Origin of the sequence: Kitasatospora sp. NPDC058243, from assembly GCF_042882025.1 — a bacterium.
In the GTDB taxonomy this organism is placed as follows: domain Bacteria; phylum Actinomycetota; class Actinomycetes; order Streptomycetales; family Streptomycetaceae; genus Kitasatospora.
In genome coordinates this window covers 40934-54997 of the sequence record NZ_JBHVWW010000005.1, presented here as the reverse complement: position 1 = coordinate 54997, position 14064 = coordinate 40934, and the positions used below count along the sequence as shown (strand labels likewise).

General features: G+C 73.6%; 13 protein-coding genes. 8 read left to right on the top strand and 5 right to left on the bottom strand.

Going from position 1 to position 14064, the window contains the following annotated elements:
• Window positions 1–123 precede the first annotated feature (123 nt).
• Entirely contained in the window at window positions 124–1155 is a 1032-nt protein-coding gene (locus tag ACFVX9_RS05575; protein WP_387980526.1) for a TIGR03842 family LLM class F420-dependent oxidoreductase, read from the top strand.
• A gap of 353 nt (window positions 1156–1508) precedes the next feature.
• Here ACFVX9_RS05575 and ACFVX9_RS05570 read toward each other — a convergent pair whose 3' ends face one another.
• Window positions 1509–2753 (bottom strand): glycosyltransferase, encoded by a 1245-nt coding sequence (locus ACFVX9_RS05570; RefSeq protein WP_387980524.1) that lies wholly within the window; start codon window positions 2751–2753, stop codon window positions 1509–1511.
• A gap of 179 nt (window positions 2754–2932) precedes the next feature.
• Here ACFVX9_RS05570 and ACFVX9_RS05565 point away from each other — a divergent pair, with 179 nt between their 5' ends.
• Entirely contained in the window at window positions 2933–3199 is a 267-nt protein-coding gene (locus ACFVX9_RS05565; protein ID WP_063349911.1) for a GlsB/YeaQ/YmgE family stress response membrane protein, read from the top strand.
• Between the two features lie 87 nt (window positions 3200–3286).
• On the opposite strand, the gene ACFVX9_RS05560 is transcribed toward ACFVX9_RS05565, so the two are convergent.
• The 4 genes from ACFVX9_RS05560 to ACFVX9_RS05545 form a co-directional block, all read right to left on the bottom strand.
• Window positions 3287–4234 carry an ADP-ribosylglycohydrolase family protein gene (locus ACFVX9_RS05560; protein ID WP_387980522.1) on the bottom strand — a complete coding sequence of 316 codons (948 nt, stop codon included), beginning with the start codon at window positions 4232–4234 and terminating at the stop codon, window positions 3287–3289.
• A gap of 138 nt (window positions 4235–4372) precedes the next feature.
• Complete coding sequence (locus ACFVX9_RS05555; RefSeq protein WP_380373074.1) at window positions 4373–4960, bottom strand: TetR family transcriptional regulator; 588 nt, start codon at window positions 4958–4960, stop codon at window positions 4373–4375.
• Window positions 4961–5035: 75 nt separating this feature from the next.
• Window positions 5036–6049: an aldo/keto reductase gene (locus ACFVX9_RS05550; protein ID WP_387980520.1), complete on the bottom strand. Its 1014-nt coding sequence runs from the start codon at window positions 6047–6049 to the stop codon at window positions 5036–5038.
• 125 nt (window positions 6050–6174) lie between these two features.
• Window positions 6175–7041, bottom strand: a complete 867-nt coding sequence (locus ACFVX9_RS05545; RefSeq protein WP_380373079.1) for a class I SAM-dependent methyltransferase — start codon at window positions 7039–7041, stop codon at window positions 6175–6177.
• Between the two features lie 214 nt (window positions 7042–7255).
• On the opposite strand from ACFVX9_RS05545, the gene ACFVX9_RS05540 reads away from it, so the two are divergent.
• The 6 genes from ACFVX9_RS05540 (at window position 7256) to paaC (ending at window position 14059) form a co-directional block, all read left to right on the top strand.
• Window positions 7256–8593 carry a sensor histidine kinase gene (locus ACFVX9_RS05540; RefSeq protein WP_387980517.1) on the top strand — a complete coding sequence of 446 codons (1338 nt, stop codon included), beginning with the start codon at window positions 7256–7258 and terminating at the stop codon, window positions 8591–8593.
• Window positions 8590–9249: a response regulator transcription factor gene (locus ACFVX9_RS05535; RefSeq protein ID WP_363366967.1), complete on the top strand. Its 660-nt coding sequence runs from the start codon at window positions 8590–8592 to the stop codon at window positions 9247–9249. The genes ACFVX9_RS05540 and ACFVX9_RS05535 overlap by 4 nt, the downstream gene beginning before the upstream one ends.
• Before the next feature lie 764 nt (window positions 9250–10013).
• Window positions 10014–11420, top strand: a complete 1407-nt coding sequence (locus ACFVX9_RS05530) for a M20/M25/M40 family metallo-hydrolase (protein WP_387980515.1) — start codon at window positions 10014–10016, stop codon at window positions 11418–11420.
• A 329-nt stretch (window positions 11421–11749) separates the two neighbouring features.
• Window positions 11750–12838, top strand: coding sequence for a 1,2-phenylacetyl-CoA epoxidase subunit PaaA (gene paaA, locus ACFVX9_RS05525; protein ID WP_387980513.1), 1089 nt, complete (start codon window positions 11750–11752; stop codon window positions 12836–12838).
• Window positions 12835–13128: a 1,2-phenylacetyl-CoA epoxidase subunit PaaB gene (gene paaB, locus ACFVX9_RS05520; protein WP_030056311.1), complete on the top strand. Its 294-nt coding sequence runs from the start codon at window positions 12835–12837 to the stop codon at window positions 13126–13128. Before paaA ends, paaB begins: the two co-directional genes overlap by 4 nt.
• A gap of 13 nt (window positions 13129–13141) precedes the next feature.
• Window positions 13142–14059, top strand: coding sequence for a 1,2-phenylacetyl-CoA epoxidase subunit PaaC (gene paaC, locus ACFVX9_RS05515; protein WP_363366974.1), 918 nt, complete (start codon window positions 13142–13144; stop codon window positions 14057–14059).
• Window positions 14060–14064: the final 5 nt, after the last annotated feature.

Below are 14064 nucleotides of genomic sequence, written 5' to 3'. Positions count from 1 at the left end.
ACCAGGGCGCTCTTCTAATACGCCACACCTCCAGGCCCCTACCCCAACCACCCCCCCCCCCCCCCCCCTGGCCCCGTGCCCAAACGGCCCTGGTCGCCGGAACCACCCTCCCCGGAGCCACCCATGGACATCGGCCTCGTCCTGCAGACCGACCCGCCCGCCCGCCTGCTCATCGACCGGATGATCCGCGCCGAACAGGCCGGGTTCAGCCACGGCTGGACCTTCGACTCCTGCGTCCTGTGGCAGGAACCGTTCGTCATCTACAGTCGGATCCTCGCCGAGACACGGCAGTTGACCGTCGGACCGATGGTCACCAACCCCTCCACCCGCACCTGGGAGGTCACCGCCTCCCTGTTCGCCACGCTCAACGACATGTACGGCAACCGCACCGTCTGCGGCATCGGCCGCGGCGACTCCGCCATGCGGGTCGCCGGACGCCGCCCCGCCACCCTCGCCCGGCTCTCCCAGGCCATGCACGCCATCAAGGAGCTGGCCGAGGGGCGGACGGTCGAGGTGGACGGCACCGAGATGCACCTGCCGTGGGTCGGCCCCGGCGCCGAACTCCCCATCTGGATGGGCGCGTACGGGCCGAAGGCACTCGCACTGACCGGTCGTCAGGCCGACGGGTTAATCCTCCAGTTGGCCGACCCGTACCTCACCGAGTACATGATCAAGGCGGTGCGGTCCGCCGCGGCCGAGGCCGGCCGGGACCCGGACGCCGTCACCATCTGCGTCGCCGCCCCCGCCTACGTGACCGCCGACGACTCGCCCGCCGCGCTCGCCCACGCCCGGGAGCAGTGCCGCTGGTTCGGTGGGATGGTCGGCAACCACGTGGCCGACCTGGTCAGCCACTACGGCGCGCACTCCGACCTCGTCCCGGAGGCCCTCACCGACTACATCAAGGGGCGCCAGGGCTACGACTACAGCCACCACGGCCGGGCCGGGAACCCCGACACCGCCTTCGTGCCGGACGAGATCGTCGACCGCTTCTGCCTCATCGGCCCGCCGCAGGCCCAACTCGCCCGCCTGGAGCACCTCCGCTCCCTCGGCGTCGACCAGTTCGCCGTCTACGCCATGCACGACGCCGTCGAGGCCACCATCGACGCCTACGGGACCGACGTCATCCCGCATCTGTCCCGCCAACCCCGGACGTAACGCCATTCGCGCAGAGGGGAGTTGCCCATGGCCGGGTCGAACTCTGACCGGCCGCAGGAGAGTTGCCGTCCGACGGCTACACCGACGACGACCTGCGGCCGGTCCCGGTGGCGCGGCGCACCTGGACCACCTGCAACTTCCCGGCGCTCCGGGTCGGCCTCGGTGCTGTACCTCGTGCTGGGCACGGCCTCGGGCGCCCGGTGGGCGGGTGCGACGGGCGGAGGGGGGTGGACGGCTGACAAGTGACAGCAAACGGATAACGGCAAACGGATGACAGCGAACAGATAACAGATAACAGATTTCGAAATCTGTTATCTGTTATCTGTCGCTTGTCCGCTGCCGTTTGCCCGCTGTCATCCGCCGGCCGCTGCCCGGTCGACGGCCGCCAGCACCTTCGCCGTGCCGTCCTCGGCCGCGAGCGTGGCCGCCGCCGCCCGGGCCTGGTCGCGGTAGCGGGGGTCGTCGAGGGCTTGGCGGATGGCGGCGGCGAGGCGTGTGGCGGTGAGGGCGCGCAGCGGTACCGGCCCGGGGGAGACGCCGAGGCGGGTGAGCCGGTCGGACCAGAACGGGGCGTCGAGCTGTGCGGGTACCGGGACGGCTGGCGTGCCGCAGCGCAGGGTGGCGGCGGTCGTGCCGGCTCCGGCGTGGTGGATCACGGCGGCCATGCGGGGGAACAGCCAGTCGTGCGGGGCGTCGCCGATGGTCAGGACGTCCTCCGCCTCGCCGGCGGCGAGGTCGCTCCAGCCCGACTGCAGGACGGCCCGGACCCGGGCGGCGCGGACCGCGGCGACCACCGTCGCGGTGAGCCTGCCGGGGTCGGGGACGACCAGGCTGCCGAAGCCGACGAAGACCGGCGGCGGTCCGGCGGCGAGGAAGTCGAGCAGTCGGGCCGGGGGTCGCCAGCCCGGATCCCGTACCGGCCACCAGTAACCGGCCACGTCCAGCCCCGGGCGCCAGTCGGCGGGTCGCGGGACGACGGCAGGCGAAAACCCGTGCAGGACGGGGTACTTGCGCCTGGCGCGGCCGGCGCCGAGTGGCGGCAGGCCGAGGCGGCGCCGCAGCCCGCGTACGGCGGGGGCGAAGAGCTGGTCGGTCGCGACCTGGACGGCATGCCCCGCGAGCAGGTTGCCCGGGCGGCCGAGTGAGCGGGCGCCGGTGACGGCGGGCGCGAACTCCCGCGTGGGGGAGAGTGGTTGGAGGTGCAGGCCGATGCTGGGAATGCCTGCGGCCTCGGCTGCGACCTGGCCGAGCGGGCTGGTCGTGCTGGTGGTGAGCAGCAGGTCGGTGCCGAGTGCCGTGGCGTCGGCGATGCCGTCGGCGAGCTCAGGCATGAACTTCCGTCCCAGCTGCAGCAGTTGCAGGACGGCTAGCGGTCCGGTGCCGGCCTGGAGCAGGCGCCGCCCCTCGGCGGAGGCGAGTTCGGCGCGCGGGTCGACCGGCAGCGGGCGGAACTCCAGCCCTGCGGTCCGCACCGAGGCGGCGAAAGTGGCGTGGGTCGCGACGGTCACCTGATGGCCGGCCGCCTGAAGGCGGGCGCCGAGCCCGGTGAACGGGGCCACGTCGCCCCGGGATCCGGCGGTGGCGATCAGGATGCGCATGGCCGCAGTATCCCGGCTCGGGCGCCCCGCCGGGAGGGTGCCTCGCCCGGAGCGGCCCGGTCCGGGGTGGCCGGTTCGGGCCGGTGCTCCCGCGGCGCCGGAACCGGGCGGCGGTGGGCGGCGTCCTTCCTGGCAGAGCGGCGGAAACGGGGCCGTCGCGCCGTGGACGGGAGGGACAGATGAGCATCGTCGCGTGGATCGTGCTTGGCCTGCTGGCGGGGGCACTGGCCAAGCTGCTGCTGCCGGGAAAGGACCCGGGCGGCATGATCGTGACAACCCTGATCGGTATCGCCGGTTCCTTCGTCGGCGGTTGGATCGCCTCGCACTTCCTGCACAGGTCGGTGACGGCGCACTTCTTCGACATGGCGACCTGGGTGTCGGCGATCGGCGGCGCCCTGGTGCTGCTGATCATCTACCGGCTGGTGTTCGGCAGCTCCCGACGCTAGCCCGGGCGCCGGGAACCGGCCCCGCGCCGACGCGGACACGGTGTCGCGCAGCCGAGCCGGCCAGGCCCACGGGGCGGCCGGCTCGGCTCAGCGCGTCGCTGCCGACGCCTCCGTGACCCACTCCGGCAGGTCCTCGCGGGCGGCCAGCCAGGCGGTCGGCACCTCGGCGAGGCCGGTACGGGCGGCGACCATCCCGGCGGCGATCGCGCAGGTGGTGTCCATGTCGCCCCAGCCCTCCAGGGCGTGCCAGATCGCCTCGGGCAGTGAGTCCAGGTGCCCGGCGGCGGACCAGAGGGCGAACGGGACGGTGTCCGGGGCGGAGATCATGAACCCGGAGCCGAGCACGTTGGCGGCCTGCCGGACGCTCGTGTGTCCGGGCAGCCGGGCGGCGATCCGCAGACCGGAGCGCACTTCGCTGTCCGGCAGGCGACCGGCCACCTCCGTCAGCAACTCGGCACGGCCGGGCGGGGTTTGGCCCCGGCTGCGGACCGCGAGTGCCGTCGCGAGGGCGACCGCCACCGCGCCTGCGACCGCCTCCGGGTGGAAGTGCGTGGCGAGCGCCTGGAGTTCGGCCTGCCGGGCGACGGCGTCCAGGTCGTCCGCGAACCAGGCGCCCAGTGGGGCGACCCGCATCGCGGCGCCGTTCCCGTACGAGCCCTGACCCTCGAACTGGCGCGAGGTGATGGCGCGCCAGTCCCCGCCGGCGCCGATCTCACGCAGCACCCGGTGCATCGACGGGCCGTACTTGCGCCCGTACTCACGGGCGTACTCCTCGGCGAACTCGCCGGCCAGCGCATCCTGCCGGACCTCGCCCCAGGAGGCCAGGTGGCGGACGAGGACCAGCGCCATCGCGGTGTCGTCGGTCCAGTGCCAGGGCGCCGGGCGGAGCCGGCGGGCGGCCAGCGCGGCGGGTGCCTCGTCGAGCGGGGCCGAGAACCAGCGGTCGCCGAAGGCGTCGCCGAGGGCGAGCCCCTGCAGACTGTCCAGGGCCGGGCGGGCCGGACGGGGCGGAGGGGTTGGACGGGCCGGACGCATGTCGTCCTCCAGGTGAGATCAACCGTGCGCGGCAGTCTGCCGGATGGCCGGGCCCGCGGGCGACCGGGTTTCGCTCCGGTGCCGGCCTGCGCGGCCGTCGGTGCCCGGGTCAGGGGCGCCCGGGGCGTCGGAGGTCCGTCACTTGGCGAGCAGGCCGCCGAGGATGAGCTTCCAGAGGGCCTCGAAACGGTCCTCGATGGTCGGCTCGGACCACGAGGACGCGTACGCCGGGTCGTGGAAGGGGCTGGTGGCGTCGAAGACGGCGCGGGCCGTGGAGAGGATGTGGGCGAGCTTGAACTCCTTCCTCTCCATGCCGTCCTGGACGATCTGGGCGATCTGGGTGACCAGGGTGTCGATGTGCGCCTCGACGATGCCGCTGTTCTCCTTGACCAGCACCATGTAGGTGGCGAACAGCTCCGGGTCGTCCAGCGCCTTCTTCCGCTTGGCCGCGAACAGTGTCACCAGCCAGCGGTGCAGCTGCTCGACGGCCGAGCCGGGCTCGGTCGAGATGAAGGCGAGCTGGTGGTGCGCCTGGTCGAGCCAGCGCTGGGTGACCGCCTCGCGCAGCGCGGCCTTGCTCGGGAAGTGGCGGTAGACGCTGCTGTGGCTGACGCCGAGGATCCGGGCGACGTCCACGACGGTGGCCTTGGCCGGGCCGAACCGCCGGAGGACGTCCTCCGCCGCGATCAGGATCTGCTCGGCGGTGAGTGTGGTGTCCGTGGTCACGGGGAGGTCCGTCCTTAGGGTCGTGCGGTCGAGGGTGGTGCTGCCGTCCCCGGCCGTCGGGCCGGTTCGGGTTGGTCAGTGCTCGCTGTCCAGGTGTGCCATCTGGGCGGCAGCGTAGCGGTCGCCCGCTGCGGAGCCGGCGGGGACGGCCGCCTCGATGGCCGCGAGGTCGGCCGCGGTGAGATTGATGTCCAGCGCGCCCAGCGCTTCGGTGAGGCGGTCGCGGCGGCGGGCGCCGACCAGCGGAACGACGTCCTCCCCGCGCGAGGCGACCCAGGCGATGGCGACCTGGGCGACGCTCGCCCCCTTCGCGGCGGCCACCGCGCGCAGCGCCTCGACGAGCGCGAGGTTGTGGGCCAGGTTGTCGCCCTGGAAGCGCGGGCTGTGGCCACGGAAGTCGGTGCCGGCCAGGGCGCGGCCCTGGTCCCAGTGGCCGCTGAGCAGGCCGCGCGAGAGCACGCCGTAGGCGGTGATTCCGATGCCGAGCTCGCGGGCGGTGGGGAGGATGGCGTCCTCGATCGAGCGGGAGATCAGCGAGTACTCGATCTGCAGGTCGCTGATCGGGTGGACGGCGGCGGCGCGGCGCAGGGTGTCGGCGCCGACCTCCGACAGGCCGATGTGGCGGACGTAGCCGGCCTTCACCAGGTCCGCGATGGCGCCGACGGTCTCCTCGATCGGGACGTTCGGGTCCAGGCGGGCGGGGCGGTAGACGTCGATGTGGTCGGTGCGCAGGCGGCGCAGCGTGTAGGCGAGGGCGGTCTTGGTGGCGGCGGGGCTCGCGTTGTAGCCGAGCCACTGGCCGTCCGGGCCGCGCTGGGCGCCGAACTTCACGCTGATCTGCACGCTCTCGCGGGCGCGGCCGCGCAGGGCCTCGTGGATCAGCAGCTCGTTGTGGCCCATGCCGTAGAAGTCGCCGGTGTCGAGCAGGGTGACCCCGGCGTCGATCGCGGCGTGGATGGTGGCGATGCTCTCGGCCTCGTCGGCCGGGCCGTACATGTCGGACATGCCCATGCAGCCGAGGCCGAGGGTGGAGGTGACCGGTCCGGAGTTGCCGAGGGTGCGCTGTGTGGGGCGGGAGGTCGTGGCCACGGGGACTCCAGGGGTGGGTGCGGCGATGGGTGGGGTGACCCGGAGTCCACTATGGCACGACAGCGAACAGATTTCAAAATCTGTTCGCTGTCGTCTGTTATCTGTTATCTGAAAGCTGTCACCTGTTATCTGTCACCCGCCGACCCGATCGGCCGCCCGGCTGCGGTTCTCGTGCGAGAGGGTGCCTCGTCGGCTGCGGCCTCGCCTGCCGGGGGCTCTGGCGGCGAGGTCGGACCCCAGTCCTCCCGTCCGCCCGGTGCCCGGAGCAGGTAGGCGCGGGCCGGCGGCAGGTTGCGCCACACCGTGCGCTCGCCCAGCCCGTACGTCGCCTCGAACCGCCGCAGCAGTCGCACCACTGCCCGGTGGCGGGCGCTCTGCCGGGGCCCCGAGGACAGGGTGCGAGCCGTCGTCGTGCCGAGGTAGCCGAAGTACGTCAGCTCGCCCCCGGGCAGCAACAGCCGCAGGTAGAGGTCGAGGAGGCGGCGCACCTGGGCCGGCTCGAAGTTGGTGAACGGCAGGCCCGACACGATCACGTCGTACCGCTCGTCCGTCTCGCCGGCCCCGCCCGCTCGGCCCGTCTCGTTGGTCTCGTCCTGGGGCAGTTCCTCCACCCGGCAGGCCGACAGTCGCAGGGCGACGCCCGGGCGTCGTGCGGCCAGCACCGGGTCCTCCCGCAACCGGTCGGCGAAGCGCGGGTTCGCCTCGACGACGTGCAACCGGTCGCCCGGGAGCAGTACTTGGGCCAGCCGGCGGGTCACCACGCCCGTCCCGGCGCCGACTTCCAGCACCGAGATCGGCCGATTCGGGCGGCTCGTGGCCGGAACCGTCAGGGCGTTCACCAGGTCCTCGCCGCTCGGTGCCAGCGCGCCGGTGTCGTGGAAGGTGCGCAGGGCCTCGGCGAGGAACAGCAGGTGGTCCCCGGCGGATCGTGAACTACGCTGCGGGCCAAGAGAGTCGAGGTGGGGGCGGGGGCGGAGCTTTTCGGTGGTCATGCCGTCGACGCTAGGTAGCCTGGCCGCACCCCGAATCGGCCGACGAGCGACGCGTACCCCCGACGAAAGTCGAGGGCACGGGTACCTGGGAGAAGGGGGCGCCCGCCCGCCGCCCGCCCGTAGCATCGAGACGGACGGACGGACGGACGGAGGGACGGACGACGGACGGAGAGAGCGCGGAGGGAGCCCGATGCGAGAGGACGGGAGCGGCCCGATGCGCACAGGCCTGTTGGGCTGGTACGGCCCGGACCGCCGGCTGTGGAGCGACACCCTGCTGCTGCTCGGCATCCTCGCGCTCACCGCCGAGGAGGGCCTCTCCCAGTGGATCCACGCCGACGAGCCGTTGAGGATGCCCCGGACCGTCGTGGCCGCCCTCGCCCCGCTCTCCCTGCTGTTCGCCCGCCGCTACCCGATGACCTCCGCCGTCCTGCCGGTGCTCACCGGCGGCCTGTTCAACCGCGCCTTTCCCGGACTGTTCAGCGTCTACTACCTCGCCTCCCTCGGCCGGACCGGCCCGGCGGTGGCCGGCGGCGCCCTCATCGCAGTGGTGAGCGCGACCCGAGCCGACTCGCTGGTCGGCTGGGCGGGCACCACCGGATCCCAACTCCTCGTCCAGGCGGCGACCTTGTCCGTCGGCCTGTGGTTGCACGGCCGCCGGGTGCTGATCCGCACCCTGCACGAGCAGGTGGACGTGCTGCGCCGGGAGCGCGAACTGCGCGCCGAACGGGCCCGGGCCGCCGAACGGGCCCGGATCGCCCGGGAGATGCACGACGTGCTCGCCCACCGTCTCAGCCTGCTGGTGCTGCACGCCGGGGTGCTGCGCGACCAGGCCCTCGCCGGCACCGTCGCCGCCGACCCGGACCGGCTCACCCACCGCCTCGAACTGCTGCGCACCACCGCCGCACACTCGCTCGACGACCTGCGCGACGTCCTCGGCGCCCTGCGGGCCGACCCGCCGACAGCACCGGCCGCCGAGGAGGTGCCGGCCGTACCGCTCCGGGCGGAGCGCGTCCCGGCGCCCGCGCTGCGCGATCTCACCGAACTCGTCGGCGAGGCCACTTCGGCCGGGCAGCAGGTCGAACTGGCCCTCGCCGGCGACCCGGAGACCATCCCCACCACCCACCGGCTGGCCGTGCACCGTCTGGTCCAGGAGGCGCTGACCAACGCCCGCAAGTACGCGCACGCCGCGCCCGTCACCGTCCGGGTCCGTTACGGCGCCCCGGCCACCACCGTCGAGGTCCGCAACGGCCCGGGGGAGGCGTCGCCGAACGGGCCGGGCACCGGCGGCGGGTACGGTCTGGTGGGGCTCACCGAACGGGTCGACGCGCTCGGCGGCCACCTCGACGCGGGACCGGACGGCGGTGGCGGCTTCCGGCTCTCGGCCCGCCTGCCCGCACCGGAGCGCCCGCCGCAGACCGTGCCAGAACCCGTGCCAGGACCAGTGCCTGGGCCCGTCCCAGGACCGGGGCGCGACCCCGGATCCGGGCCTTCCCCGACCCTTGCTCCCTCCCCGACCCCGACCCCGACCCCGAAGCCGAAGGACGACGCATGATCCGCACGATGGTGGTCGACGACGACGCGCTGGTGCGGCTCGGTCTCGTCGACCTGCTCGCCCAGGACCCGGCCCTCACCGTGGTCGCCGAGGCCACCGACGGACTGCAGGCCGTCGAACTCGCCCGCAGCCAGCGGATCGACGTGGCGCTCATGGACATCCGGATGCCCCGGCTCGACGGCATCGCCGCCACCAGGCGCCTGCGCGAACTGCCCGACGCCCCGCGCGTGATCGCGCTCACCACCTTCGACCTCGACGAGTACGTGTACCAGGCGCTCGCCGCCGGGGCCGACGGCTTCCTGCTCAAGGACACCCCGCCCGCCGAGATCGCGCGGGCCGTCCACGTCGTCGCCGGCGGCCAGGGGATGCTGCACCCGGCGGCCGCGCGGCGCCTGATCGACCGCTACCACCGCACCGGTGCGCCCCGGTCGGTCGCCGCCCGCAACCGGGTCGCCGGGCTGACGCCGCGCGAGACGGACGTGCTGCGCGAACTCGCCGACGGGCTCTCCAACGCGGAGATCGCGGGCGTCCTCGGGATGCGCGAGAGCACCGTGAAGGCGCACGTCAGCCGGATCCTGACCGGGCTGGGCGTCGGCAACCGGGTCCAGGCCGCGCTGCTCGCGCGCGATGCCGGGCTGGTCGAGGACGGCGCCTGAGTCGGAGCCTGCCAGCGGTGCCCTGAGTCGGCGCCCTGCAGTTGGTGCCGGGCGGTGCGGGGCAGTGCAGGGCGGTGCCGTCGTGGCTCGTGTGGTCGCTGGTCCTGCCGATGCCCGACGCCCGGTGGTGCGCACGGTGGCGGGTGGGGCGTCATGTCGTCCGGTGTTCACGCGAGTGTTCCCGGGGCGTCGGACCGGGCTCCCCCTGAGCCGGTCGCGTGCTCCCGGTTCGTACCGCGCGCTGAGCCGTTGTCACCCATCCGGCGTGGAAATCCCGCGCCTTGGCGGTTTGCGCTGCCGAACCCGGGCGGCGGGTCCATGGTGGAGATGGGCGCGATCCGGCGACCGCGCCCGCGCGCCGATCCAGGCCCGCGCGCCGCGCGCCCGCCGCTGTTCTCCGACGGGTGTCCGAGGTTGAGGGCCCGGTCCCGGCACGCTGGGAGCAGGGCCACCTCGCAGGAAGCCGAACGGTTCTTCTAGGCTCACATCTCGGCTTCCCTGCGGCGGTCCGGCCCGTTGCGCCCGCCGTCAGGAAGCCGCCGTCCACGGGGCCCCGGGCGGACCGGGGCCACCGGATCGAGCGAGGAGGACGTAATGCCAAGCACGCCGCCCAGCCGTTCCACCGCACTTGGGCCAGACGGTCCGTTCCGAAGGGCCGGGCACCATCCCGGTCGATCGGCGCGGTCCAGCCGGGCCTGGCAGCCGGGTTGGGGTGGCCGGCCGGTCCGGCCGCTGAATACCGGCAGCGGCCGCGGAGGCGAACGTTGAGTCCCCAGATCGTCGGGTCGCCCGCCGCGCCGAGTGCCGCCGCCCCCGACGGTGACTCCGCCCCCGCGCCCGCCCCTGCCTCGGACCGCGCCCCCGTCGACCTCCCGGCCGCTGCTGACGGTGAGGCCCTCACCGCTACCGCTACCGCTACCACCAGCGCTACCACCACCGCTCATGCCACGGCCACGGCCACGGCCACGGCCACCGTCACAGCCTCGGCCACCGCTGCCGCGCTCCCCGGCCTGCCGCAGGCCCTCAGTACTCGCGCCCGTACGCTGGCCGGGGCCGTCCGGCGCCGGTGCACGGACCTGGCCCGGATCGAGTCACCCAGCGGAGACGTACCCAGACTCGACGCTCTCGCCGAGGAGTTGAGCGCCGGGTTCAGCGCCACGGGTGCCACCGCGCGACGCGAGCCCGGGCCGGCCGGCGACCACCTCGTCCTGGATTGGGAGGGGCAGGACGAGACCCTGCCGCACCTGTTGATCGTCGGCCACCACGACACCGTCTGGCCGGTCGGCACCCTCGCCGACTGGCCGGTCACCGAGCAGGACGGTCTGCTCAGCGGCCCCGGCGTCGTCGACATGAAGGGCGGACTCGCCATCCTGGAAGGCGCGTTCGCCCTGCTCGCCGACCTCGGGCAGCGGCCGCACCGCGCCGTCCGGCTGGTCGTCGTCTCCGACGAGGAGGTCGGCAGCCCGGACGGACGGCGCCTGGTGGAGCGCCAGTTGCGCGGCGCGGCCGCGGTCCTGGGGCTCGAACCTCCGCACCCCGACGGCCGGTTGAAGACGGCCCGGCGCGGCAGCACCCGGGTCCGGCTCACCGTCACCGGGCGTGAGGCCCACGCGGGCAACGACGCCCACGACGGGGTGTCGGCGGTCGACGAACTCGTCGACCAGCTCGTCGTCGTCCGCGGCCTCGCGGGACAGCCGGGGACGGAGCTCAACGCCGGTCGGATCAGCGGGGGTTCGCGGGCCAACGTGGTCGCGGGCCGGGCCGAGGCCGAGCTCGGCCTGCGGTTCTCCACCGCCGAGGCACAGCGCCGTACGCTCGACAACCTGGCTCGGCTCACCGCGCTGCGCCCGGGGGCCAGGGTCCGGACCGAGGTGCTGTCCAGCCGTCCGGCGTGGCCCGAGCGCACCGGCAACCCGCTGCTGCGGCACGTTCGTTCACTCGCGGCGGTGCTCGGGCAGCAGCTGGACGGTGGTCCGGCGGGCGGTGCGGGGGACACCAACCTGCCGGGCTCGCGTGGGCTGCCGACGCTGGACGGCTTCGGCGCGGTCGGTGCCGGTGCGCATGCCCGGCACGAGCACATCCGGCTCGACCAGCTGGCACCCCGGATCGCCCTGCTGGCCGCGCTCCTCGCCGTACCGCTGCCGAGGCTGCGCGACCGCACGGAGGGTTGAGCGGGCCGCCGACGGTCGGGGGCTATCGGCGAGCAGGGAGCAGGGAGCAGAGAGCAGGGAGCAGGGAGCAGAAAACAGAGAACAGAAGACGGGTGACAAGTAACAGCTAACAGATAACAGCTAACAGATAATGAAATCTGTTAGCTGTTATCTGTTTGTCGTCCGCCCGCCGCCCGCCGCCCGCCGCCTGCGCCCACTGCCCACCGCCCGAAACCCCACCCCTCGCCCGCGTCCCTTGCCATCTCTCCGTCTCGCCGCGCAGAATGGTACCGACCGAACGGTCAGTCGGTTGGCGCCGTGGGCGCCGGCGCGGGACACGAGAGGTGATCGTGGTGACAGCAGAGGTGGCCGAGGCGGTCCCCGCGCAGGCGCAGGAGGACCGGTTCGAGGCGGTCGTCGCCGCCGAGCAGCGGATCGAGCCCAGGGACTGGATGCCCGACGCCTACCGGGCCACGTTGATCCGCCAGATCGCCCAGCACGCCCACTCTGAGATCATCGGCATGCAGCCCGAGGGGAACTGGCTCACCCGCGCCCCCTCGCTGCGCCGCAAGGCGATCCTGCTCGCCAAGGCCCAGGACGAGGCCGGCCACGGCCTCTACCTCTACGCCGCCGCCGAGACCCTGGGTGTCGACCGCGCCGAGCTCACCGAGAAGCTGATCTCCGGCCGGCAGAAGTACTCCTCGATCTTCAACTACCCGACCCTCACCTTCGCCGACGTCGGCGTGATCGGCTGGCTGGTCGACGGCGCCGCGATCTGCAACCAGGTCCCGCTCTGCCGCTGCAGCTACGGCCCGTACGCCCGCGCCATGGTGCGGATCTGCAAGGAGGAGTCGTTCCACCAGCGTCAGGGCTATGAGCTGCTGATGACACTGATGCGCGGCACCGAGGCGCAGCGCCGGATGGTCCAGGACGCGGTGGACCGCTGGTGGTGGCCGTCTCTGATGATGTTCGGGCCCCCGGACGCCGACTCGCCGAACACCGCCCGCTCGATGGCCTGGCGGATCAAGCGGCACACCAACGACGAGCTGCGTCAGCGCTTCGTCGACATGACCGTCCCGCAGGCCGAGCACCTGGGCGTCACGCTCCCGGACCCCGAGCTGCGCTGGAACGAGGAACGCGGCGGCTGGGACTTCGGTGAGCCGGACTGGTCCGAGCTGACCAGGGTCATCCACGGCCAGGGCCCGTGTAACACCCAGCGGGTCGAACGCCGCCGGACGGCGCACGAGGACGGTGCCTGGGTCCGTGAGGCGGCCGTCGCCTACGCGGCCAAGCGCCGCGCCGAACAGTCCGCCGAACCCGTGCTGCCCGGAGCCGGACAGCCCACCGGAGCCGGACAGCCCACCGGAGCCGGACAGTCCGCCGAACCCGGGCAGCCCGGGCGTACGGGCGAGCCCACGGAACAGGAGAACGGAAAGTGACCGAGTCCAAGGCCGGCTGGCCGCTGTACGAGGTGTTCGTGCGCCCCCGACGCGGGCTGAACCACGTCCACGTCGGTTCGCTGCACGCGGCCGACGACCGGATGGCCCTGCTCGCCGCCCGCGACCTCTACACCCGCCGCAACGAGGGCGTCAGCCTCTGGGTGGTCCGCTCGGACGCGATCACCGCCTCCACCCCGGACGAGCGCGACCCGTTCTTCGAGCCCAGCGGGGACAAGGTCTACCGCCACCCGACCTTCTACGACATCCCCGAGGATGTCCCGCACATCTGACGGGGGAACCGCCATGCAGGACCACAGCACGCAGGCCGGCGCCGGCGCCGACCCCGACGACCACGTCTACCTCGGCCTCGCCGAAGCCGCGCCCGGCCCCGAGGGCGAGGGCCGCTGGGCGTACGGGACGGGCTTCGCCGACCCGCTGCTCGGCGTGGACACCGCCGTGCCCGCCGGGGTGGACGGCGCGGACCTCGCCGCCTACTGCCTGATGCTCGGCGACGACGCCCTGATCCTCTCCCAGCGCCTGATCGAGTGGTGCACCCGGGCGCCCGAGCTGGAGGAGGAGGTCGCGCTCGCCAACCTGGGCCTCGATCTGCTCGGCCAGGCCCGCCTGCTGCTCACCCGGGCCGGCCAGGCGGACGGCTCCGGCCGCACCGAGGACGACCTGGCGTACTGGCGGGAGGACCACGAGTTCCGCAATGTCCGGTTGGTCGAGGCCCCGAACGGCGACTTCGCCCACTCGGTCGCCCGGCTGCTGCTGTTCGCCACCGCGCGCTGCGCGCTGTACGAGGCGTTGAGCGCGCACCCGGACCCGGTGCTGGCGGCGGTCGCCGCCCGGGGCGTCAAGGAGCTGGCGTACCACCGCGAGTACGCCACCGCCTGGACGCTTCGGCTCGGTGACGGCACGCCGTACTCCTCGGCGCGGATGCAGGCCGGGCTGGACGCGCTCTGGCCGCTGCTGGAGGAACTGTTCACGGCCCACCCGGTGGAGCTGCGGACGGGCGCCGATCCGGCGGCGCTGCGCGAACCGGTGCTGCGCTCGCTCGGCGCCGTGCTCGCCGAGGCCGGGCTGACCGTACCGGACGGGCAGCCGCTGGCCACCGTGCTCGGCCGGGCCGGCCGGGACGGCGTGCACACCGAGGCGCTCGGCCCACTGCTCGCCGAATTCCAGGTGCTGGCCCGCGCGCACCCGGGGGCGACGTGGTGAGCGCG